Here is a 19,684-nt window from a genome sequence, read left to right as displayed (position 1 = left end):
GGGCGGGAGCACGTGGAAGCACGGCTCCCGTGCCGCGCGGCCGGCGGCACAGCCGGCCGATAGGGTGGGTGCTCGAACCCGCCAGCACGGACAGCGACGCACAGGAGGACATGAGGGATGACCCAGGAGAACAGCGCACGACGACGGGTCCTCCTCAAGCTCTCCGGGGAGACGTTCGGCGGCGGCGAGGTCGGTCTCGCGCCGGACGTCGTGAGCCAGGCCGCGAAGGAGATCGCGGCTGCCGTCCGTGAGGGCGTCGAGGTCGCGATCGTCGTCGGTGGCGGCAACTTCTTCCGCGGCGCCGAGCTCTCGCAGCGCGGTCTCGACCGCGCGCGTGCCGACTACATGGGCATGCTCGGCACCGTCATGAACTGCCTGGCGCTCCAGGACTTCCTCGAGCAGCAGGGCGTCAAGACGCGCGTGCAGACCGCCATCGCGATGGGCCAGGTCGCCGAGCCGTACATCCCGCTGCGCGCGATCCGGCACCTCGAGAAGGGCCGCGTCGTGATCTTCGGCGCCGGCGCCGGGATGCCGTACTTCTCGACCGACACGGTCGCCGTGCAGCGCGCCCTCGAGACGCACTGCGACGAGGTCCTCATGGGCAAGAACGGGGTCGACGGCGTCTACACGGCCGACCCCCGGACGAACCCGGACGCCCGCAAGCTCGACCACATCACGTACACGGATGCCCTCGTGCAGGAGCTCGGCGTGATGGACACCACCGCGCTGAGCATGTGCCGTGACAACGACGTGGCGATGCGCGTCTTCGGCATGAACGAGGCGGGCAACGTGACCCGCGCCCTCGTGGGCGAGGACATCGGCACGACCCTCACGACCCACTGACCTCCCGGCCGCCGCAGGTGGCCGGCCGTGTCCCACACCGACGAAGGAGCACAGGTGATCGACGAGACCCTCCTCGAGGCCGAGGAGAAGATGGACAAGGCGATCGAGGTCGCCAAGGCGGACTTCGCGGGGATCCGGACGGGCCGCGCGAGCGCCGCCATGTTCGCGAAGATCGCCGTGGACTACTACGGTGCTCCGACCCCCTTGCAGCAGCTGGCGTCGTTCAGCACGCCCGAGGCGCGCACGATCCTGGTGTCCCCGTTCGACAAGTCGGCGTCGCCCGCGATCGAGAAGGCCATCCGTGACTCGGACCTCGGCGTGAACCCCGCGACGGACGGCAACGTCATCCGCGTGGTCCTGCCCGCGCTCACGGAGGAGCGGCGCCGCGACTACGTGAAGCTCGCGAAGGGCAAGGCCGAGGACGCGCGCGTCTCGGTGCGCAACGTGCGCCGCCGCGCCAAGGAGGAGCTGGACCGCATCGTCAAGGACGGCGAGGCCGGCGAGGACGAGGTGGCCCGCGCAGAGAAGGAGCTCGAGGCCCTCACGAAGAAGCACGTCGACGCGGTCGACGCGCTCCTCGCGGGCAAGGAGAGCGAGCTGCTCGAGGTCTGATGTCGAGACGTACCAGCCCGGCCCGGGCGAGAGCGGGCGCCGAGCGCGGGTCGCGGCAGGGTGCGCGGCCCGCGCCCGAGAAGAAGGCGCCGAAGGGCGGCCGCAACCTGCCGGCGGCGATCGCGGTGGGTCTGGGCCTGCTCGCGGTCGTCGGCGCGAGCCTGGTGTACCGGCCGGTGGCCTTCGTGGCGCTCGTGGTGGTCGTGCTGTGCGGCGCGGTCTGGGAGCTGTCCCGGGCGTTCGCGCGCAAGGACGTGCACATCCCGGTCGTGCCGCTCGTCGTGGGCACGACCGGGATCCTCGTGTCGTCGTACTACTCGGGCGCCGAGGCGCTCATGGTGTCGTACCTCCTCACGGTGGGCGGCGTCGTGGTGTGGCGCGCGCTCGAGGGGTCGGGTCCGGCGGCGGTGCGTGACGCGGCGGCGGCCGTGTTCGCGGCCACGTACCTGCCGTTCCTCGCGGCGTTCGTGATGCTGATGCTCGCCTCGGACCAGGGGCCGTCGCGGGTCGCGCTGTTCATCCTGCTCGTGGTGGCGAGCGACACGGGCGGCTACGTCGCCGGGGTCCTCTTCGGTCGCCACCCGCTCGCGCCCACGGTGAGCCCCAAGAAGAGCGTCGAGGGGATGGCGGGCTCGTTCGTCCTGGCGATCGTGGTCGGGCTGGTGGGCGCGCACGTCCTCGGCGCCGACCCGTGGGTCGGGGCGATGCTCGGCGTCGCGGTCCCGATCACGGCGACGATCGGTGACCTCGCGGAGTCGCTCCTCAAGCGCGACCTAGACTTGAAGGACATGGGCAGCCTCCTGCCGGGGCACGGAGGGATCCTCGACCGCCTCGACTCGCTGCTCATGACCGCTCCGTTCGCGTACCTGCTCATGGCGTACGCGGTCCCGCTGAGCTGATCCCGACCGGACAGGAAGCCCCCCATGCCGACGACACCCCCGCTCGAAGGACGCGTCCCGCTGCAGATGACCGCGCCCCGGCGCGGCAAGCCGCCGCGCCACTTCGCCGACCTGTCGGCCGACGAGCGGCGCGCCGCGGTCGTCGAGCTGGGCGAGAAGCCGTTCCGCGCCAAGCAGCTCGCGACGCACTACTTCACGCACCTCACAGCCGACCCGGCCTCGATGACCGACCTGCCGCAGGCGACGCGCGACACCCTCGTCGAGGGCCTGTTCCCGCCGCTCATGGAGGCGGCCCGCGTCATGCAGGCGGACGGCGGCACGACCGTCAAGACGCTGTGGCACCTGTTCGACGGCGCCAAGGTCGAGTCCGTCCTGATGCGCTACAAGCACCGCACCACGTTGTGCGTGTCGAGCCAGGCCGGGTGCGGCATGGCGTGCCCGTTCTGCGCGACGGGTCAGCTCGGGCTGACCCGCAACCTGTCGACGGCGGAGATCGTCGAGCAGGTGCGCCGCGCAGGCCGGTCGCTCGCGGACGGCGACGTCCCGGGCGGTCCGACGCGGCTCAACAACCTGGTCTTCATGGGAATGGGCGAGCCGCTCGCCAACTACAAGGCGGTCATGGCGACCGTCCGCACCCTGGTGGCGCCGCCGCCCGAGGGGCTCGGCATGTCGGCGCGCAACGTCACGGTGTCGACGGTGGGACTCGTCCCCGCGATGCGCAAGCTCGCGGACGAGGGCATCCCGGTGACGCTCGCGCTGTCGCTGCACGCCCCGGACGACAAGCTGCGCTCGGAGCTCGTGCCCATCAACACGCGGTGGTCGGTCGACGAGGCCCTCGACGCGGCACGGCACTACTTCGAGGTGACGGGGAGGCGGGTGAGCATCGAGTACGCGCTCATCCGGGACATGAACGACCACGCGTGGCGCGCCGACCTGCTGGGCGAGAAGCTCAACGCCCGCGGTCGCGGCTGGGTGCACGTCAACCCGATCCCGCTCAACCCCACGCCGGGTTCGATCTGGACGGCGAGCGACCCTGCCGTCGAGGAGGAGTTCGTGGCACGCTTGCGGGCGCACGGCATCCCGACGACGGTCCGGGACACGCGAGGCAGCGACATCGACGGCGCGTGCGGCCAGCTGGCCGCAGAGGAGGAGTGACTTCTTGTCCAGGTTCAGCACGGTCTCGAAGGTGCACACCGGCTACGACCCGGACGAGGTGGACGACTTCTTCGAGTTCGCCCGTGAGGTGTACGAGGGGCGCCGGTCGGAGGAGTTCGGCGGGGCCGACATCCAGGCGGTGTCGTTCGAGCTGATCCGCGGCGGCTACGACACGCACGAGGTCGACGCGGCGCTGGACCGTCTCGAGACGGCCTTCTCGGTGCGCGTGCGGTCCAACTTCGTCGCGTCGAACGGCCCGCAGGCGTGGATGGAGAAGATCGCCGACGACGCCAAGTCGCTGTACCCGCGGCTGAACCGTCCGACGTGCGAGAAGTTCGCCCCGGCGGGCCGCGGCGAGGCCGGCTACGACATGGACGAGGTGGACGCCCTGTGCGACCGGCTCGTCGACTACTTCGACCGCCAGGTCCCGCTGTCGGCGTCCGAGGTCCGGGGTGCGACCTTCCGTCGTCGCCGCGGCAAGGACGCGTACGCGGAGGGTCCGGTGGACGCCTACCTGGCGCGCGCGGTCGAGGTGCTCCTGGGCGTGGAGTGACGCCGCGGGTCCGGCTCTGCGGTCGGGTCCTGGGCTCGGTGCTGGGCGCTCTGGACCGCTTCAACGCCCGGCACCCGTGGAGCCACAACGACCGTCTCCACGGCTGGGTCCTGCGCCGCCTCCCGGACGGCCGCCGCGCGGCGCTGGACGTCGGCTGCGGTTCCGGGAGCCTGGTCGTGCGGCTCGCGGACCGTTTCGAGCGGGTCGACGGCGTCGACCCGGACGCCGTGTCCGCGGCCTGGACAGCGCGCCGCCTGTCGGCGCACCAGGGTGTCCGTGTGCGCGCGCTGCCGTTCGAGCGCGTGCTGCCGGCGGACGGCCCCGACGGGTACGACGCGATCACGATGGTCGCGGTGCTGCACCACCTGGACCTCGTGCCCGCGCTCGAGCACGCTCGTCGCCTCCTCGCGCCGGACGGCCGGCTCCTCGTGGTCGGGCTGGCCAGGCCGGGCTCGGTGCGGGACGTCGCCGTGGACCTCGTCTCGGTGGTGCTCAACCCCCTCGTCGGTCTGGCGAAGCACCCGCGGGCGGTGCGACCGGTCCCGGGCCGGGGGCACGGCGGGTTCGACGATGACACACCGCCGCCCACCGTCGTGCGCGCCGCCGAGCTCACGGTCGCGGACGTCGCCCGCCGGGCCGAGCGCGTGCTGGCGGGCGCTCGCGTGCGCCGCCGCCTCTTCTTCCGGTACACGCTGGAGTGGACCGCGCCCGCCTGAGGCCGGGCACCGGGGCTGAGACACTGGGGCCCATGCGCTCGGTCACGATCCTCGGCTCCACGGGTTCCATCGGCACGCAGGCGATCGAGGTGGTCCGGCGACACCGGGACCAGTTCACGGTCGAGGCGATCACGGCGGGCGGCGGCGACCCGGGTCTCGTGGCCCGGCAGGCGGTCGAGCTGGGGGTGCGCGCGGTCGCCGTCGCGGACCGCGACGCCGCGGCGCGGGTGCGTGACGAGCTGCCGGCGGGCGTCGAGGTGCTCGACGGGCCGGACGCGTCGACGGAGCTCGCGGGTCGCGGGTCGGACGTGGTCCTCAACGGCATCACGGGTGCGGTGGGGCTCGGTCCGACGCTGGCCGCGCTGCGGGCGGGCTCGACCCTCGCGCTCGCGAACAAGGAGTCGCTGGTCGTCGGGGGGGCGCTGGTCACGTCGGCCGTGCAGCGCCCGGGCCAGGTCGTCCCCGTCGACTCGGAGCACTCGGCGATCGCGCAGGCCCTGCGGTCGGGAGCCCCAGCGGAGGTGCGACGGCTCGTCGTGACGGCGAGCGGCGGGCCGTTCCGGGGTCTGACGCGCGACCAGATGCGCCCGGTGACGCCCGCGCAGGCGCTCCAGCACCCGAACTTCGCGATGGGCCGCGTCGTGACGACGAACTCGGCGACCCTCGTCAACAAGGGCCTCGAGGTCATCGAGGCGCACCTGCTGTTCGACGTGCCGTTCGAGCGCATCGAGGTGGTGGTGCACCCGCAGCAGATCATCCACTCGATGGTCGAGTTCCAGGACGGGTCGACGATCGCGCAGGCCGGGCCGCCGCGCATGCTCGTCCCGATCGCGCTGGGCCTGTCGTGGCCCGACCGGCTCGACGACGTGGACGTCCCGGTCGACTGGACGCAGGCGCAGTCGTGGGAGTTCCTGCCGCTGGACGACGACGCCTTCCCGGCGGTCCGCCTCGCGCGCCAGGTGGGTGCGGCCGGACGAACGGCCCCCGCGGTGTACAACGCGGCGAACGAGGTGTGCGTCGACGCGTTCCACGACGGGGCCATCGGCTTCCTCGACATCGTGGACACGGTCGAGCGGGTCGTCGCCGCGCACGACCAGGCGGCGTTCGAGGCCTCGCTCGACGGCGTGCTCGCCGCGGACGCCTGGGCGCGGGAGCGCGCGGCCGCCGTCCTCGCGCGGCGCTGACGGTCGGACACGCTCTCGACGTACCCTCAGCGGGCGCCCAGCCGGGTGCGCCATGCTGTCCGACGCAGGGGAGCCGCCCCTGTGTGCCCCGGGAGGTGGAATGACGGTCGCCGTCACCCTGATCGTGCTGTTCGTCGGCCTGCTGGTCTCGATCGCGCTGCACGAGGTGGGGCACATGGTGCCCGCGAAACGCTTCGGCGTCCGGGTCTCGCAGTACATGGTCGGGTTCGGCCCGACGCTGTGGTCGCGCCAGAAGGGCGAGACGGAGTACGGCGTCAAGGCCATCCCGGCGGGCGGCTACGTCCGCCTCGTGGGCATGTACCCGCCGGCACCTGCGGGCGCCCGACGGCGGCGGCGCGGCTGGGCGTACGAGGTCACGGAGGCGGCGCGCGAGGCGAGCCTCGACGAGATCCACCCGGGCGAGGAGGGCCGCGCGTTCTACCAGCTCTCGGCGCCGAAGAAGGTCGTGGTGATGCTCGGCGGCCCGGTGATGAACCTGCTCATCGCGGCCGTCCTCATGATCGTGGTGCTGTGCGGGCTGGGGACGCCGAACCAGGCGACCACGACTGTCGGGACGGTGGGCGACTGCGTCGCGCCCGTGACGGTGACGGACGGTGAGTACGCCGACACGAGCTGCTCCGGTCTGCCGGCGTCCCCGGCGCAGGCGGCGGGCCTCCAGGCAGGCGACACGGTCGTCGAGTACGCCGGGGTGCCTGTCGACGGCTGGGACGACCTCACGGGGGCGATCGCCGACCACGGCACGTCGCCCACGACGATGGTGGTCGAGCGCGCCGGCGAGCGCGTGACCCTCGACGTGACGCCTGTCGAGCGCACGACCACGATCGACGGCAAGGCGACCACCGCACCCGCGATCGGGCTCACCCCCACGACCGAGACCGAGCACGCGAGCCTCGGCGAGGCGCTGTCCCAGACGTGGGACGGCGTGACCGCGACCGCGGGGCTGGTCGTCGAGCTGCCGGTCAAGGTGGTCCAGGTCGCGCAGCAGACCTTCGGGGACGAGCCGCGGACGGCCGACGGCCCGGTCAGCGTGGTCGGCGTGGGGCGCATCGCCGTCGACGTCACCGACCAGGACGGCACGACCGTCCTCGACTCGGTGCGCTTCGGCCTCGCGCTCCTCGCGAGCCTCAACATCGCGCTGTTCGTGTTCAACCTCATCCCGCTCGTCCCGCTCGACGGCGGGCACGTCGTCGGCGCACTGTACGAGGGTGCCAAGCGGACCGTGGCACGCGTCCGCCACCGGTCGCTGCCGGGCCCGGCCGACGTCGCCCGCATGACGCCGGTCGCCTACGGGGTGTTCGTCGTGCTCGTGGCCATGGGCCTGCTGCTGATCTACGCGGACATCGTCGACCCGGTCCGCCTCACGTGACGAGCCGGTGAAAGGTGACGGGGGATACCGTCCCGGGGACGTGGCGTGCGGCACGGCAGGGGATACTGGGGACGTGAGCGTACCGATCAGCCTGGGAATGCCCGAGGCGCCCCCGCCCGTCCTCGCCCCCCGTCGCAAGACCCGTCAGATCCAGGTCGGGAAGGTCGCCGTCGGCGGCGACGCGCCGGTCAGCGTCCAGTCGATGACGACGACGCCGACGACCGACATCAACGCGACCCTCCAGCAGATCGCCGCCCTCACCGCTGCCGGGTGCGACATCGTGCGCGTCGCCGTGCCGAGCGCGGACGACGCCGAGGCGCTCCCGATCATCGCGAGGAAGTCGCAGATCCCCGTCATCGCGGACATCCACTTCCAGCCGAAGTACGTGTTCGCCGCGATCGACGCGGGCTGCGCGGCCGTCCGCGTCAACCCGGGCAACATCCGCAAGTTTGACGACCAGGTCAAGCAGATCGCGCAGGCCGCGAAGGACGCCGGCGTCTCCCTGCGCATCGGCGTCAACGCCGGCTCGCTCGACCCGCGCCTGCTCGCGAAGTACGGCAAGGCCACGCCCGAGGCGCTCGTCGAGTCGGCGGTGTGGGAGGCGTCGCTGTTCGAGGAGCACGACTTCCACGACTTCAAGATCTCCGTCAAGCACAACGACCCCGTCGTCATGGTGCGCGCCTACGAGCTGCTCTCCCAGCGCGGCGACTGGCCCCTGCACCTCGGCGTCACCGAGGCGGGCCCGGCGTTCCAGGGCACGATCAAGTCCGCGACCGCGTTCGGCGCGCTCCTCAGCCAGGGCATCGGCGACACCATCCGCGTGTCGCTGTCGGCCCCGCCGGTCGAGGAGGTCAAGGTCGGCATCCAGATCCTGCAGTCGCTCAACCTGCGCCCCCGCAAGCTCGAGATCGTGTCGTGCCCGTCGTGCGGGCGCGCCCAGGTGGACGTGTACACGCTCGCGGAGCGCGTCACCGCGGGCCTCGAGGGGCTCGACGTGCCGCTGCGCGTCGCCGTCATGGGCTGCGTCGTCAACGGCCCCGGCGAGGCCCGCGAGGCCGACCTCGGCGTGGCGTCCGGCAACGGCAAGGGCCAGATCTTCGTCAAGGGCGAGGTCATCAAGACCGTCCCGGAGGCGATGATCGTCGAGACCCTCATCGAGGAGGCCATGCGCATCGCCGACAGCATGGGTCCCGTCGAGTCCGGCCAGCCGACCGTCAGCGTCGGCTGACGCGCGGCCGGCAGCCACCGACCACCGTCCACGCATCAGGCCCGGCGACGGGCGTCCGGGTAGGGGACAATCACCGCATGCGCCGGTTCTTCGCTGCCGAGACCCGGGCCCCGTCGGGGGCCGGTCGGGTGCTCGGCGTGTCGGACGTCGCCGCGGCGCGTGCCGTGCTCGCCGTCGACCCCGTGTCGTCGGCGCTCGCCGGTGCGCGGCTGGCCGACCTGGACCCGGGCGGCCGACAGGGCGGCTCGTTCTGGGGCTTCCCCGCGACGGGCGCGCTGCGCGCCGTGTGCTGGTCCGGTGCCAACCTGTTCCCCGTCGTCCCGCTGACGGGCTCCGACCGGGCGGAGGCGCTCGACGCGTTCGCCGCTCTCGCCCGTGCCGAGGGTCGTCGCTCGTCGTCCGTGGTGGGGGAGACCGCGGTCGCGCTCGGGCTGTGGGAACGCCTGGCCCCCACCTGGCCCCGGCCGCGCGAGATCCGCGCCGACCAGCCGTCGATGATGATCGCGCGCGAACCCGACGTCGAACCCGACCCGGGGGTGCGGCGCGCCCATCCCGACGAGCTCGCGCTCGTCCTGCCGGCGTCGGTGCGGATGTTCGTCGAGGAGGTCGGATACTCGCCCGTCGCGGCCGGCGGCTCCGCCTACGAGCGCCGGGTGCGCGCCCACCTCGCACGCGGGCGCACGTTCGTCCGGGTGGAGCGCACGATCGCGGACGAGCCGTTCGTGGCGTTCAAGGCCGAGCTGGGCGCCGTCACGCCGTCCGTCGCGCAGGTGCAGGGCGTGTGGGTCGACCCGCTGCGCCGCGGACGCCGCCTCTCCGAGAGCGGGATGGCCGCCGTCGTCGTCGCGACGCGCCGCGACGTCGCGCCCGTCGTCTCCCTCTACGTCAACGCGTACAACGAGCCCGCGCTCGCCGCGTACCGGCGCGTGGGCTTCGAGCAGGTCGGGACGCTCGCCACCGTCCTGTTCTGAGCGCCGGCCTCACCGAGCCGGGCCTCACCGAGCCGGGCCTCACCGAGCCGGGCCTCACCGAGCCGGGCCTCACCGGGCACGCCGTCACCGGGCAAGGACGGGCTGCGGCGCGAACGTCGCCCGGTACTCCGACGGTGTGACGCCGATCGCGCGGCGCAGGTGCAGGCGCAGGTTCATGGCGGTGCCCAGGCCGCACCGCGCCGCGACGACGTCGAAGGGCAGCGCTGTCGTCTCCAGGAGCGCGCGTGCCCGGTCGACGCGCGCCGTGGTGAGCCACCGCAGGGGCGACGTGCCCGTCTCCGCCGTGAACGCGCGGGTCAGGGTGCGCTCGGAGAGGCGGGCGTGGCGGGCCAGGTCGGCGACGGTGAGCGGTGCGTCGAGCCGGGCCAGCGCCCACGCCCGGGTCGCGGCGAGGGCGGTCTGCCGCTCCGGCTCGGGTGACCGCGGCACGAACTGGGCCTGCCCGCCGTCGCGGTGCGGCGCCGCGACGACGAGGCGGGCCACCTCGTTCGCGACGGCGGCGCCGTGGTCCGTCCGCACCAGGTGGAGGCACAGGTCGATCCCTGCGGCCATGCCTGCCGACGTGACCACGTCCCCCTCGTCGACGTAGAGGACGTCCGGGTCGACCTCGACGGCCGGGAACCGCGCCGCCAGCTCGGGGGCGTGCAGCCAGTGGGTCGTGGCACGACGCCCGTCGAGCAAGCCGGCCTGCGCGAGCGCGAACGCGCCGACGCAGATCGAGGCGACGCGTGCCCCCCGCGCGTGCGCGTCGCGCAGCGCGGTCAGCACCTCCGGGGCGAGGGGTCGCCCGTGCGGCCGGGACGCCGGGACGATCACCGTGTCGGCGGTGGCGAGCGCCTCGAGGCCGGCAGGTGCCACGAGCGGGAAGCCGCCGGTGGTCGCCACGGGACCCGGTCGGGCGCCGCACAGCGACACGTCGTACGGCGCCTGGTCCCGGTCGGCGAGCACCTGGAACGGCATGCCGACCTCCATCGGCAGCGCGCTCGGCAGGGCGAGCACGACGACCCGGTGCGCGACCCGGTGCGCGGGTGTGTGCTCGGGTGGCTGCGCGGTCCGGTCCGGCGGGACGGTCGACGGGTCCATGGCGGGAATCTATCGCAGGATGTCACTTCAGCCACTCGTCGCCGTCGGTCTCCGCCGCCACGCTGGACGCATGACCACGCAGCCACCGGCCGGGCTCGACCTCGCGCGCCGCCTCGTCCCCTCGCAGGCCCTGTACGTCTTCGGGATGTCCGTCGACCTCACCCTCACGGGCATCGTCGGCGACCACCTCGCCCCCACCAGGCTCCTCGCGACGCTCCCGTTCGCCCTGATACCGCTCGCGGCCGGTGTCAGCACGTTCGTCCTGTCTCGCTGGATCGGCCGGTCCGGCTACCGGCGCGTCTTCACGGTCGCGGCGTCCGTCGCCGTCGTCGCCGGCCTCGTGAGCGCGCTCGCCGTCCAGACCGACCGGTTCTGGCTGTTCTGCGTCGGCACCGCGCTGGTCGGCGTCTACCAGGCCGGTGCCGGCTACTACCGGTACGCGGCGGCCGACGCGGTGCCGGACGCCCGTGCGCGTGCGGTGAGCACGGTTCTCGCCGGCGGCCTCGTCGCCGCGCTGGTCGGCCCGTTCGCGGCGACCGCGGTGCGCACCGCGACGGCGACGCCGTACGTGGCCTCGTACCTGCTCGTCGCGGGCTTCGCGCTGCTCGCCGTCGCCTGGAACGCCGGCCTGCCGCGGGCGCTCACGCTCTCGGGCCGCGCGGCGCCCGTGGTCCGGTCGTCCGGCGGACGGGGTCTGCCGGAGGGTTCGGACGCTCCCGTGACGCAGGGGCCACGGTCCCGCAGGGCGTTGTGGCGCCAGCCCGACCTGCTGGCGGGCGTCGCGGCGGTGGTGCTCGCCGCCGTCGCGATGACCTCGATGATGACGGCCGGTCCGATCGCCGGCATGGACATGGGGCACAGCGAGGGCCAGGCGGCCTTCGCCGTGCAGCTCCACATGGTCGGCATGTTCGCGCCGGGGTTCGTGGTCGCGCGGTGGATCGGCCGGTTCGGCGAGCGCCGTGTGGCGGCGGCGGGCGCCGTCGTCGTGGTGCTGGCGGGGTCGTCGGCCGCGGTCAGCAGCTCGCTCCCCACCTTCTTCGCCGCGATGCTGCTCGTCGGCGTCGGCTGGAACCTCGCCTACTCGGGCGGCAGCGCGCTCGTCGCGGCGTCCTACCGGCCCGTCGAGCGCGGCCTGGTCCAGCCCTACGCGGAGGCCACCGGGACCGTCTTCCAGGTGGCCGGCACCCTGAGCGCGGGCGCGCTCGCCACCCGGTCCGGGTGGCCCGCGCTCGGGCTCGCCGTGGTTGTCGCCGCTGCCGCTGTCGCGGTCCTGCTGGCCCGCGGTCCGCACTCGCGCGCGGGAGAGGTGCGCCACGCGGCGGCGAGCGAGCATCGGGCCGACCTGCCGAACCCGTCGGTGGGCGCCTCCGCGGTCGCGTCCGGCCCGTCAGCGCAGGAGCCGTGACATGCGCCGGTCGGCGAGCGGTGTCCCGCCGGTCTGGCACGTCGGGCAGTACTGGAGGCTCGAGTCCGCGAACGACACCTCGTGGACGACGTCGCCGCACGGGGTGCCGTCCCAGCCGGGGCACGGCTCGCCCGTGCGGCCGTGCACCCGCATGCCGCGCCGCTTGGCGTCCTTGAGCTCGGCGGCGGGCTTGCCGGACGCGGCGGCGACCGCCTCCGTCAGGACCTCGACCGTGGCGCGGTGCAGCGCGGCGACGTCGTCCAGGGCGTCGCGGTACGTCTTCGTCAGCCGGAACGGGCTCGTGCGGGCGGCGTGCAGGATCTCGTCGGAGTAGGCGTTGCCGATCCCGGCGATCGTGCCCTGGTCGCGCAGGAGCCCCTTGACCTGCTGGTTGCGCGCCGCGAGGAGCGCGGCGAAGCGCTCCACGGTGAACGCGGGGGACAGGGGCTCCACCCCGAGCGTCGCGACCTGCGGGACCTCCGCCGCGTCGTGCACCACGTGGACGGCGAGCCGCTTGCGGGTGCCGGCCTCGGTGACGTCGAACCCCGAGCCGTCGTCGAGCGCGACCCGCAGCGCGAGGGTGGGCCGTCCGCCGCCCGCGCCACCGGCACGCGGCCGCACCGGCGTCGTCGGGACGGTGTCGTGCCAGCGCACCCAGCCCCCGCGCGACAGGTGCAGCACGAGGTGGAGCGACTCGGGCCCGACCACCTCGAGATCGATCCACTTGCCGTGCCGCGCCACCCCCGCGACCGTGCCGCCGACGAGCGCGGACAGCGGCGGCGCGTACGTCTTGAGCGCGGAGATCTGGCCGAGCGACGCGGCCGTCACGACGTGACCGCGCGTGCGCCGGTCGAGGAACTCGACCAGCGCCTGGACCTCGGGCAGCTCGGGCACGGACCCATCCTCGCGCGGACCGCCGACAGGCGCCGCGCCGGTAGGCTGTCGACCATGTCGCTCGGCCGCACCCCCGTCCTTCGGATGTCCACCCTCTTCGTCCGCACGCTCCGGGAGGACCCGGCCGACGCGGAGGTCGCGAGCCACAAGCTGCTCGTGCGCGCCGGGTACATCCGGCGTGCCGCGCCCGGCATCTACACCTGGCTGCCGCTGGGTCTGCGCGTGCTCGCCAAGGTCGAGGCCGTCGTGCGCGAGGAGATGGTCGCCGCGGGCGCCCAGGAGGTCCACTTCCCGGCCTTGCTGCCCCGCGAGCCCTACGAGGCGACGGGCCGCTGGTCGGAGTACGGCCCCAACCTGTTCCGTCTCCAGGACCGCAAGCAGGGTGACTACCTCCTCGCGCCCACGCACGAGGAGATGTTCACGCTGCTCGTCAAGGACCTGTACTCCTCGTACAAGGACCTGCCGACCACCCTGTTCCAGATCCAGACGAAGTACCGCGACGAGGCGCGTCCGCGCGCCGGGCTGATCCGTGGTCGCGAGTTCGTCATGAAGGACGCCTACTCGTTCGACATGGACGACGCGGGCCTCGACGCCTCGTACGCGGCCCAGCGTGCGGCGTACCAGCGCATCTTCGACCGGCTCGGGCTCGAGTACGTCGTCGTCGCGGCGACGTCCGGCGCGATGGGCGGGTCCCGCTCCGAGGAGTTCCTCACCCCGACGCCCATCGGCGAGGACACGTTCGTCCGCTCCGCGGGCGGGTACGCGGCGAACGTCGAGGCCGTCGTGACGCCCGTGCCCGACGCGCTCCCGTACGACGACGCCCCCGCGGCCCACGTCGAGGACACCCCCGACACCCCGACCATCGACTCGCTCGTGGCGATCGCGAACGAGCGCTTCGGACGTCCCGACCGCCTGTGGACGGCCGCCGACACGCTCAAGAACGTCGTCCTCGCGCTGACGCACCCCGACGGGCGGCGCGAGGTCGTCGTCGTGGGTCTCCCGGGCGACCGCGAGGTCGACCTCAAGCGTCTCGGTGCCGCGGTCGAGCCCGCCGACGTCGAGCCCGCGGGCGACGCCGACTTCGCCGCGCACCCCGAGCTCGTCAAGGGCTACATCGGCCCCGGCTCGCTCGGCCCGCAGGGCGCCCAGGTGCCCGTCGACGGCGCGGCCGGCGACGGCGACCCGGCGACCGTGTCCGCCGTGCGCTACCTGCTCGACCCGCGCGTCGTCGAGGGCACGCGCTGGATCACCGGCGCGGACGCTCCCGGCAAGCACGTGTTCGACCTGGTGGCCGGTCGCGACTTCACCGCGGACGGCACGATCGAGGCCGCCGAGGTCAAGGCCGGCGACGAGGCCCCCGACGGGTCCGGCCCGCTCGAGCTCGCGCGCGGCATCGAGATCGGCCACATCTTCCAGCTCGGCCGCAAGTACGCGCAGGCGCTCGGCCTGACCGTGCTCGACGTGAACGGCAAGCAGCAGGTCGTGACCATGGGCTCGTACGGCATCGGCGTGACCCGCGTCCTCGCGGCCCTCGCCGAGGCGAACCACGACGACAAGGGCCTCGCGTGGCCGGTGCACGTCGCGCCGCACCACGTGCAGCTCGTCGCGGCGGGCCGTGACGCCTCGGTGTTCGAGGCGGCGGAGCGGATCGCGGCGGAGCTTGCCGACCGCGGCGTCGAGGTGCTGTACGACGACCGGCCGTCGAAGGTCTCGCCGGGCGTGAAGTTCGCCGACGCCGAGCTGCTCGGCGCGCCGCTCGTCGTCGTCGTGGGCCGCGGGCTGGCCGACGGCGTGGTCGAGGTGCGCTCGCGCGTCGGCGGCGATGCCGAGCAGGTCCCCGTGGACGACGTCGTGGACGCGGTCGTCGGCCGCGTCGAGGCGCTCCTGGCGGCCGCTCCGGGCCGCTCCTGAAAGACCCCGCCGCATGACGGAGGCGCCGACGCGGACCCCCTGGTCCGCGTCGGCGCCTCCGCCATGCGCGCGCCGGTGCGCCTCGCGGCGGCCGAACGCTACTTCTTCTTCCAGGCGGCCGTGAGCCAGACCGTGCCGCGCGACGTGGTCTGGTAGACCGACGAGGCGTCGTGGTACTGGATGAGCGCCCAGCCCGACGGCTGCTTGCCCTTCGTGTACCAGCCCGTCTGCGAGGTGCTCTTCGGGTTCACGTAGCGGTACTTGCTGTCGACGGACCGCTGCGCCGTCCAGCCGGTGAACGTGTACCCCGACCGGGTGAACGTGTTCTTGCGCAGCGCGGTGCTGCGGCCGTAGAGGACCGTCGTCGACGACATGCTGCCTGAGCCGCCGCCGCCGTAGTACCGCACCGTGAACTGGAAGCCGTCGAGCCGGTACAGGGCGCCCGCCCCGATGTTGAACCCGAGGTAGAACGTGCTGCCCGAGTGGGTCAGGTGCTCGCTCTCGGAGCTGGTCCGGTACTCGTAGGTCCGCACGAGCGAGAACGACCACGTGTAGACGTAGATGCGGTTCGTGCTCAGCGAGCCCGGCTTCGGGCTGGCGATGACGTACACGTACCGGGAGTCGCAGTCGATGCCCTGGCCCGTGCCCGGCATCTTGAGGGTCCCGCTCGTGGACTTCTCGTGAAATGCGCTGTCGTAGACGTAGTACCGGTTGAACGTCCCCGCCACGTACTGGTGGGTGGTCGGGTCGTAGCAGATGTTCGTCGTGGTGTGGGGGAGCGTCTTGGTGCTCTCGACGGCCAGCGTCGACCGGTTCACGACGCGCAGGCTGCGCGGCTGCGTGCTGCCCTGGACGGAGCTGTCGTTGGTCCAGGTGGGGATGAGGAGCTTGCCCGTGTCGGCGTTGTACGCGATGTCGTTCGCGTGGCCGAGCAGGTTCGTCGCGTTGCCCGACCGGATGCGGTAGGAGACCCGCTTCGTGGGCGTCGACGAACCGAGCGGCGTCTTGATCAGCTGGGCGGAGTCGTAGGTCTTGCTGCCGCTCTTGTGGTGCTCCACGGTGGCGCTGTACCAGTAGGTGCCGTCGGTGACCCCGCCGTCGAGGGCGGTGTAGACGCTCGACGACGGTGTCGCCGTCGAGATGCGCGTCCCGGTGACGGTGGGCAGGCCGGCGTCGGCCGGTGCTGCGGCGACGACGGCCGCGACGAGCCCGCCGACGGCGGTGAGCGCCGCGACGACGCGACGCCGGCGAGTGGTGATGTGCTTCATGGTGCTCCCTGCGACGACGAAGATGACGAGGGCAACCTAACGCTCCCGCGGTCGCGCCGTCAGCCCGTCTCAGGTCGGGGCGTCAGTCCGTCCCCGGTGAGGTCGTCGGTCCGGTCGTCGCCGGGGTGGTGGCAGCGGGTGGCGTGCCACCGGGGAACGCGGTCACGGGACCGCCCGCGTCGACCGCCGCGCGCGCCGCGTCGGTCAGCAGGTCGGCGAGCGCGGTGCGGTCCCGCGGCGCCGCGGTGTCGAGCGCCTGGGCGTACCGCGCCGCGAGCCCCTGCTCGAGCCGGCGCTCGACGGCTCGGGCCGTGCCCGACGGGATCGCGTACGCGGTCGTGCGCGGGTCGTCGTCCGTCCCGGCGAGCCCCGCCGCGTCCGCGAGCTGCTGCCCGCGGGCGCGGTGCAGCGCGGCGCGCGACACCAGCGCGTCGCGAGCGGCGCCCCGGGCGCGGGCCGCCTCCACCTCGAGGACGTAGCCGGCGCCGTCCTCCGACGCCACCAGCACGGCGAGCCCGTCCGACGTGCTCGCGGCGAACGTGGACGGGACCCGCGCGGGGAGGCGGGCCGCGGACGCCGGGACCCTCAGGTGGGCGGCCCGCGCGAGCGCACGGGCGCCGAGGTCCTGGCTCGTCGCGACCTGCGCCACGAGGCGCGCCAGGCCCGGGTCGCCGGGCTGGACGAGGCGACCCCGCGCGGCCTCCTCGTTGGCGGCGAGGCGTGCGACGACGTCCGCCGGGCGGGTCGCGGCGGGCGGGTCCGTCGGGGTGCTCGCGGCGGCGGCCGTCGCCGGTGACGACGCGCCGGTGGCCGGCGCCGGTGCGACGGTCGGCGGCGGTCCGTCGTAGGGCCCGCCGAGCGCGGCGATCTGCTGGGTGGCCCGCGTCTCCACCTGCGCGAGCTGGGTGCGGACGGATCGGGCGGGCGGCGCGGACGACGCGGTCCGGGCCTCGTGCGCCAGGTCGCGCACCGCGGCGAGGTCCGCGACCGTCGCCGCCCGGACCTGCTCGTCGACCGTGAGCGCGAGCGGTCCCGGTCCGTCCTGCGCGAGGTGGACGTCGCACCCGGTGACCGATCCCGCGAGAGCCGTGAGGGCGAGCGCCACGAGCAGCGCGCGGACCGCCCGTGGCCGCCGAGGGGTCGGGTCGTCGCACCCCGGGCGGCAGACCGGCGCGGTGGGCGTGGCCGCTCGGGCCTGGTGGAGGTGGCGCATCGCGCCCGATGATGTCACGCCCGGGTGAGGGCGGCGCCCCGCCGGCGCCGTGGCGCGGTCGCGCATCGTCGTGAGGTCGTGCATTGTCGTCTGGTCGTGCATTGTCGTTAGGCTGGTCCCCGCACAACAGCACACCGGTCGGGGCGTCCCCGGCTGCGTCCCGGGCTCCGCGCCCGGCCGCGGCCCGCCCGCGAACAGCCCGGTGGGCTGACGACCCGACAGGAGCTCGCATGGCCAGGCACAACGCGGCAGACGCCGTCCAGGAGGTCGTGGCGCCCGTCGTGGACGCGTCCGGCCTGTACCTCGAGGACGTGACGCTCGGCCGCTCGGGCCCGCGGACCGTCGTCCGCATCACGCTCGACCTCCCCGAGGACGAGACCGGCAGCCTGGACCTCGACCGCGTGGCCGAGGTGTCCCGGGCGGTGTCCGACGCCCTCGACGCGGCCGACACGGTGTCCGGCGAGTACACGCTCGAGGTGTCGACCCCCGGGGTGTCGCGGCCGCTCACGGAGCGCCGCCACTTCCTGCGGGCGCGCGGCCGCCTGGTGCGTCTCGCGCTCCGGGACGGCGGCGCCGCCGCAGGACGCCTCGACACGGTCGACGGCGACGACGTGGTGCTGACGGAGGTCACGGAGGGTCCGGAGCGCGTGGCGCTCGCCGACGTCGCGCGAGGCACGGTCGAGGTCGAGATGAAGCGTGCGGAGTCGGCGGACCTCGACGACCCCGAGGCCGCCGACGACGCACAGGACGAGCACGAGGGCGGGGAGGCCTGATGGACATCGACATGACAGCGTTGCGGGCGGTCGAGCGGGAGCGCGAGATCGGCCTGGACGTCCTGGTGGGCGCGATCGAGCAGGCCCTGCTGACCGCCTACCAGCACAGCACGGGGTCGCAGCCGCACGCCCGGGTGGAGCTGGACCGCACGTCGGGCCGTGCCACGGTGTGGGCGCGCGAGGAGATCGTGGACGAGGAGGGGCTGCGCTCCTTCGGGCCCGAGTACGACGACACCCCGGCGGGCTTCGGCCGGATCGCGACGACGACCGCGAAGCAGGTCATCGTCCAGCGCCTGCGCGACGCCGAGGACGACCAGATCCTCGGGCAGTTCCGCGGCAAGGAGGGCGAGGTCATCGCCGGCGTCATCCAGCAGGGCCGCGACCCGCGGGTCGTCCTGGTGGAGGTCGGCGGGATCGAGGCGGTGCTGCCGCCGCACGAGCAGGTCCCGACCGAGCAGTACGTGCACGGGGAGCGCCTGCGCGCGTACGTGCTCGAGGTCTCGCGCGGCTTCAAGGGCCCGCAGATCGTGCTCAGCCGCACGCACCCGAACCTGGTGCGCAAGCTGTTCGAGCTCGAGGTCCCGGAGGTCGCCGACGGGTCGGTCGAGATCGTCGCGCTGGCGCGCGAGGCGGGCCACCGTTCCAAGATGGCGGTGCGCTCGAACGTCCAGGGCCTCAACGCCAAGGGTGCGTGCATCGGCCCGATGGGCGCCCGCGTGCGCGCGGTGATGGCGGAGCTGCACGGCGAGAAGATCGACATCGTGGACCACAGCGCCGACCCGGCGCGGTTCGTGGCGAGCGCGCTGTCGCCCGCGACGGTCTCGTCGGTGACAGTCGTCGACGAGGCCACCCGCTCGGCGCGCGTCGTGGTGCCCGACTACCAGCTCTCGCTCGCGATCGGCAAGGAGGGGCAGAACGCCCGTCTCGCCGCGAAGCTCACGGGGTGGCGGATCGACATCCGTTCGGACGAGGGCGGTGCCGACACGGGTCGTGCGGATGCGCCGTCCGAGGCCCCCGCGCCGTCCGCCGACGGCGGCGCCGAGGGCTGACGCACCACACCGGGAAGCGGCCGTCCGGACCGGGCGTCCGGGCGGCCGCGACACGTCGGACCGGCCCGGACGTCGGGTCCGGGGCCGGACAAGGGGTAGACTAGGAGGTGACGGGCCGCGCGCCCGGTCGATGTCGTACGCACCGCACGAGTCGGCGCCCCGGACGGGGTCGTCCGGCCTGCCCACCTCGGACGACCGGCGCTCCCAGGGCCCGGTCGGGCCCGCGGGCCCGGTCCGCACGTGCATCGGCTGCCGGGAACGCGTCCCTCGGTCCGACCTCGTACGTCTCGTCGTACGTCAGGACGGTGCACCGGCCCTCGTCGTCGACGCCGCCTGCCGCATGCCGGGACGTGGCGCGTGGCTCCACCCCCGGGTCCGCTGCCTCGAGCTCGCCGAACGTCGTCACGCGTTCACCCGGGCGCTGCGTCACAGCGGCCCCCTCGACACGGACGACGTCCGCCGGTTCGTGGCGGAGCATCAGGAGTGAGGCCACGGCGGCCGCACCGGCACGAGGTCGAC

Annotated in this window: 19 protein-coding genes; 15 read left to right on the top strand and 4 right to left on the bottom strand. The window is 73.9% G+C overall.

Translation table 11 applies throughout. The features are described from left to right. Positions 1-117 precede the first annotated feature (117 nt). The 10 genes from pyrH to CLV34_RS01220 all read left to right on the top strand — a co-directional run bounded on the left by pyrH (position 118) and on the right by CLV34_RS01220 (position 9,548). On the top strand, positions 118-843 hold the full coding sequence (gene pyrH / locus CLV34_RS01265) for a UMP kinase (RefSeq protein ID WP_100348467.1): 726 nt from the start codon (positions 118-120) through the stop codon (positions 841-843). Positions 844-897: 54 nt separating this feature from the next. Next, entirely contained in the window at positions 898-1,455 is a 558-nt protein-coding gene (frr, locus tag CLV34_RS01260) for a ribosome recycling factor (RefSeq protein ID WP_100348466.1), read from the top strand. Further along, a complete protein-coding gene (locus CLV34_RS01255; protein WP_100348465.1) occupies positions 1,455-2,354 on the top strand; it encodes a phosphatidate cytidylyltransferase in 900 nt (299 codons plus the stop codon). Before frr ends, CLV34_RS01255 begins: the two co-directional genes overlap by 1 nt. 24 nt (positions 2,355-2,378) lie before the next feature. Further along, positions 2,379-3,509: a dual-specificity RNA methyltransferase RlmN gene (rlmN, locus tag CLV34_RS01250; protein ID WP_100348464.1), complete on the top strand. Its 1,131-nt coding sequence runs from the start codon at positions 2,379-2,381 to the stop codon at positions 3,507-3,509. Between the two features lie 4 nt (positions 3,510-3,513). After that, entirely contained in the window at positions 3,514-4,062 is a 549-nt protein-coding gene (locus tag CLV34_RS01245; protein WP_100348463.1) for a DivIVA domain-containing protein, read from the top strand. After that, the gene (locus tag CLV34_RS01240; RefSeq protein ID WP_211289316.1) at positions 4,059-4,778 is read left to right on the top strand and encodes a class I SAM-dependent methyltransferase; all 720 of its coding nucleotides are present in this window, start codon (positions 4,059-4,061) and stop codon (positions 4,776-4,778) included. The genes CLV34_RS01245 and CLV34_RS01240 overlap by 4 nt, the downstream gene beginning before the upstream one ends. Positions 4,779-4,810: 32 nt before the next feature. Continuing rightward, positions 4,811-5,962, top strand: a complete 1,152-nt coding sequence (gene dxr / locus CLV34_RS01235; RefSeq protein WP_100348462.1) for a 1-deoxy-D-xylulose-5-phosphate reductoisomerase — start codon at positions 4,811-4,813, stop codon at positions 5,960-5,962. A 100-nt stretch (positions 5,963-6,062) separates the two neighbouring features. Then, positions 6,063-7,349 carry a M50 family metallopeptidase gene (locus CLV34_RS01230; protein WP_100348461.1) on the top strand — a complete coding sequence of 429 codons (1,287 nt, stop codon included), beginning with the start codon at positions 6,063-6,065 and terminating at the stop codon, positions 7,347-7,349. Between the two features lie 73 nt (positions 7,350-7,422). Next, positions 7,423-8,577, top strand: coding sequence for a flavodoxin-dependent (E)-4-hydroxy-3-methylbut-2-enyl-diphosphate synthase (gene ispG, locus CLV34_RS01225; protein ID WP_100348460.1), 1,155 nt, complete (start codon positions 7,423-7,425; stop codon positions 8,575-8,577). A gap of 77 nt (positions 8,578-8,654) precedes the next feature. After that, a complete protein-coding gene (locus tag CLV34_RS01220; RefSeq protein WP_100348459.1) occupies positions 8,655-9,548 on the top strand; it encodes a GNAT family N-acetyltransferase in 894 nt (297 codons plus the stop codon). 84 nt (positions 9,549-9,632) lie between these two features. Here CLV34_RS01220 and CLV34_RS01215 read toward each other — a convergent pair whose 3' ends face one another. Beyond that, complete coding sequence (locus tag CLV34_RS01215; RefSeq protein ID WP_100349119.1) at positions 9,633-10,652, bottom strand: GlxA family transcriptional regulator; 1,020 nt, start codon at positions 10,650-10,652, stop codon at positions 9,633-9,635. 70 nt (positions 10,653-10,722) lie between these two features. Between CLV34_RS01215 and CLV34_RS01210 the strand changes: the two genes are divergently transcribed. Then, positions 10,723-12,057 carry an MFS transporter gene (locus tag CLV34_RS01210; protein WP_157803650.1) on the top strand — a complete coding sequence of 445 codons (1,335 nt, stop codon included), beginning with the start codon at positions 10,723-10,725 and terminating at the stop codon, positions 12,055-12,057. Here the strand turns inward: CLV34_RS01210 and CLV34_RS01205 are convergent. After that, positions 12,040-12,951 (bottom strand): DNA-formamidopyrimidine glycosylase family protein, encoded by a 912-nt coding sequence (locus CLV34_RS01205; protein WP_100348457.1) that lies wholly within the window; start codon positions 12,949-12,951, stop codon positions 12,040-12,042. The two genes, CLV34_RS01210 and CLV34_RS01205, sit on opposite strands and share 18 nt — an antisense overlap. Positions 12,952-13,005: 54 nt before the next feature. Here CLV34_RS01205 and CLV34_RS01200 point away from each other — a divergent pair, with 54 nt between their 5' ends. Then, positions 13,006-14,862 carry a proline--tRNA ligase gene (locus tag CLV34_RS01200; RefSeq protein WP_245858873.1) on the top strand — a complete coding sequence of 619 codons (1,857 nt, stop codon included), beginning with the start codon at positions 13,006-13,008 and terminating at the stop codon, positions 14,860-14,862. Between the two features lie 98 nt (positions 14,863-14,960). Here the strand turns inward: CLV34_RS01200 and CLV34_RS01195 are convergent, their stop codons facing one another. Both CLV34_RS01195 and CLV34_RS01190 read right to left on the bottom strand, forming a co-directional pair. Then, the gene (locus tag CLV34_RS01195) at positions 14,961-16,130 is read right to left on the bottom strand and encodes an InlB B-repeat-containing protein (RefSeq protein ID WP_100348456.1); all 1,170 of its coding nucleotides are present in this window, start codon (positions 16,128-16,130) and stop codon (positions 14,961-14,963) included. Positions 16,131-16,212: 82 nt separating this feature from the next. Then, entirely contained in the window at positions 16,213-17,445 is a 1,233-nt protein-coding gene (locus CLV34_RS01190; protein ID WP_157803649.1) for a DUF4439 domain-containing protein, read from the bottom strand. A 128-nt stretch (positions 17,446-17,573) separates the two neighbouring features. Between CLV34_RS01190 and CLV34_RS01185 the strand changes: the two genes are divergently transcribed. The 3 genes from CLV34_RS01185 to CLV34_RS01175 are packed head-to-tail and all read left to right on the top strand — an operon-like array spanning position 17,574 to position 19,652. Beyond that, positions 17,574-18,116, top strand: a complete 543-nt coding sequence (locus tag CLV34_RS01185) for a ribosome maturation factor RimP (RefSeq protein WP_100348454.1) — start codon at positions 17,574-17,576, stop codon at positions 18,114-18,116. Continuing rightward, complete coding sequence (nusA, locus tag CLV34_RS01180; RefSeq protein ID WP_100348453.1) at positions 18,116-19,165, top strand: transcription termination factor NusA; 1,050 nt, start codon at positions 18,116-18,118, stop codon at positions 19,163-19,165. Before CLV34_RS01185 ends, nusA begins: the two co-directional genes overlap by 1 nt. Beyond that, the gene (locus CLV34_RS01175) at positions 19,113-19,652 is read left to right on the top strand and encodes a YlxR family protein (RefSeq protein ID WP_342747188.1); all 540 of its coding nucleotides are present in this window, start codon (positions 19,113-19,115) and stop codon (positions 19,650-19,652) included. Before nusA ends, CLV34_RS01175 begins: the two co-directional genes overlap by 53 nt. The last annotated feature ends 32 nt before the right edge of the window (positions 19,653-19,684 follow it).

This window comes from Luteimicrobium subarcticum, from assembly GCF_002798015.1.
Lineage (GTDB): Bacteria > Actinomycetota > Actinomycetes > Actinomycetales > Cellulomonadaceae > Luteimicrobium > Luteimicrobium subarcticum.
Note: the sequence above shows the minus strand (reverse complement) of the source record. Positions and strands in the feature narration are given on the sequence as shown.

Excerpts from the sequence above, each read along its gene's own strand:
- pyrH (WP_100348467.1), top strand. The coding sequence starts at position 118 with ATGACCCAGGAGAACAGCGCACGACGACGGGTCCTCCTCAAGCTCTCC.
- CLV34_RS01195 (WP_100348456.1), bottom strand. The coding sequence starts at position 16,130 with ATGAAGCACATCACCACTCGCCGGCGTCGCGTCGTCGCGGCGCTCACC.
- CLV34_RS01230 (WP_100348461.1), top strand. The coding sequence starts at position 6,063 with ATGACGGTCGCCGTCACCCTGATCGTGCTGTTCGTCGGCCTGCTGGTC.
- CLV34_RS01220 (WP_100348459.1), top strand. The coding sequence starts at position 8,655 with ATGCGCCGGTTCTTCGCTGCCGAGACCCGGGCCCCGTCGGGGGCCGGT.
- CLV34_RS01210 (WP_157803650.1), top strand. The coding sequence starts at position 10,723 with ATGACCACGCAGCCACCGGCCGGGCTCGACCTCGCGCGCCGCCTCGTC.
- CLV34_RS01200 (WP_245858873.1), top strand. The coding sequence starts at position 13,006 with ATGTCGCTCGGCCGCACCCCCGTCCTTCGGATGTCCACCCTCTTCGTC.
- CLV34_RS01190 (WP_157803649.1), bottom strand. The coding sequence starts at position 17,445 with ATGCACGACCAGACGACAATGCACGACCTCACGACGATGCGCGACCGC.
- rlmN (WP_100348464.1), top strand. The coding sequence starts at position 2,379 with ATGCCGACGACACCCCCGCTCGAAGGACGCGTCCCGCTGCAGATGACC.
- dxr (WP_100348462.1), top strand. The coding sequence starts at position 4,811 with ATGCGCTCGGTCACGATCCTCGGCTCCACGGGTTCCATCGGCACGCAG.
- CLV34_RS01215 (WP_100349119.1), bottom strand. The coding sequence starts at position 10,652 with ATGGACCCGTCGACCGTCCCGCCGGACCGGACCGCGCAGCCACCCGAG.
- CLV34_RS01185 (WP_100348454.1), top strand. The coding sequence starts at position 17,574 with ATGGCCAGGCACAACGCGGCAGACGCCGTCCAGGAGGTCGTGGCGCCC.
- CLV34_RS01255 (WP_100348465.1), top strand. The coding sequence starts at position 1,455 with ATGTCGAGACGTACCAGCCCGGCCCGGGCGAGAGCGGGCGCCGAGCGC.
- CLV34_RS01175 (WP_342747188.1), top strand. The coding sequence starts at position 19,113 with ATGCGCCGTCCGAGGCCCCCGCGCCGTCCGCCGACGGCGGCGCCGAGG.
- nusA (WP_100348453.1), top strand. The coding sequence starts at position 18,116 with ATGGACATCGACATGACAGCGTTGCGGGCGGTCGAGCGGGAGCGCGAG.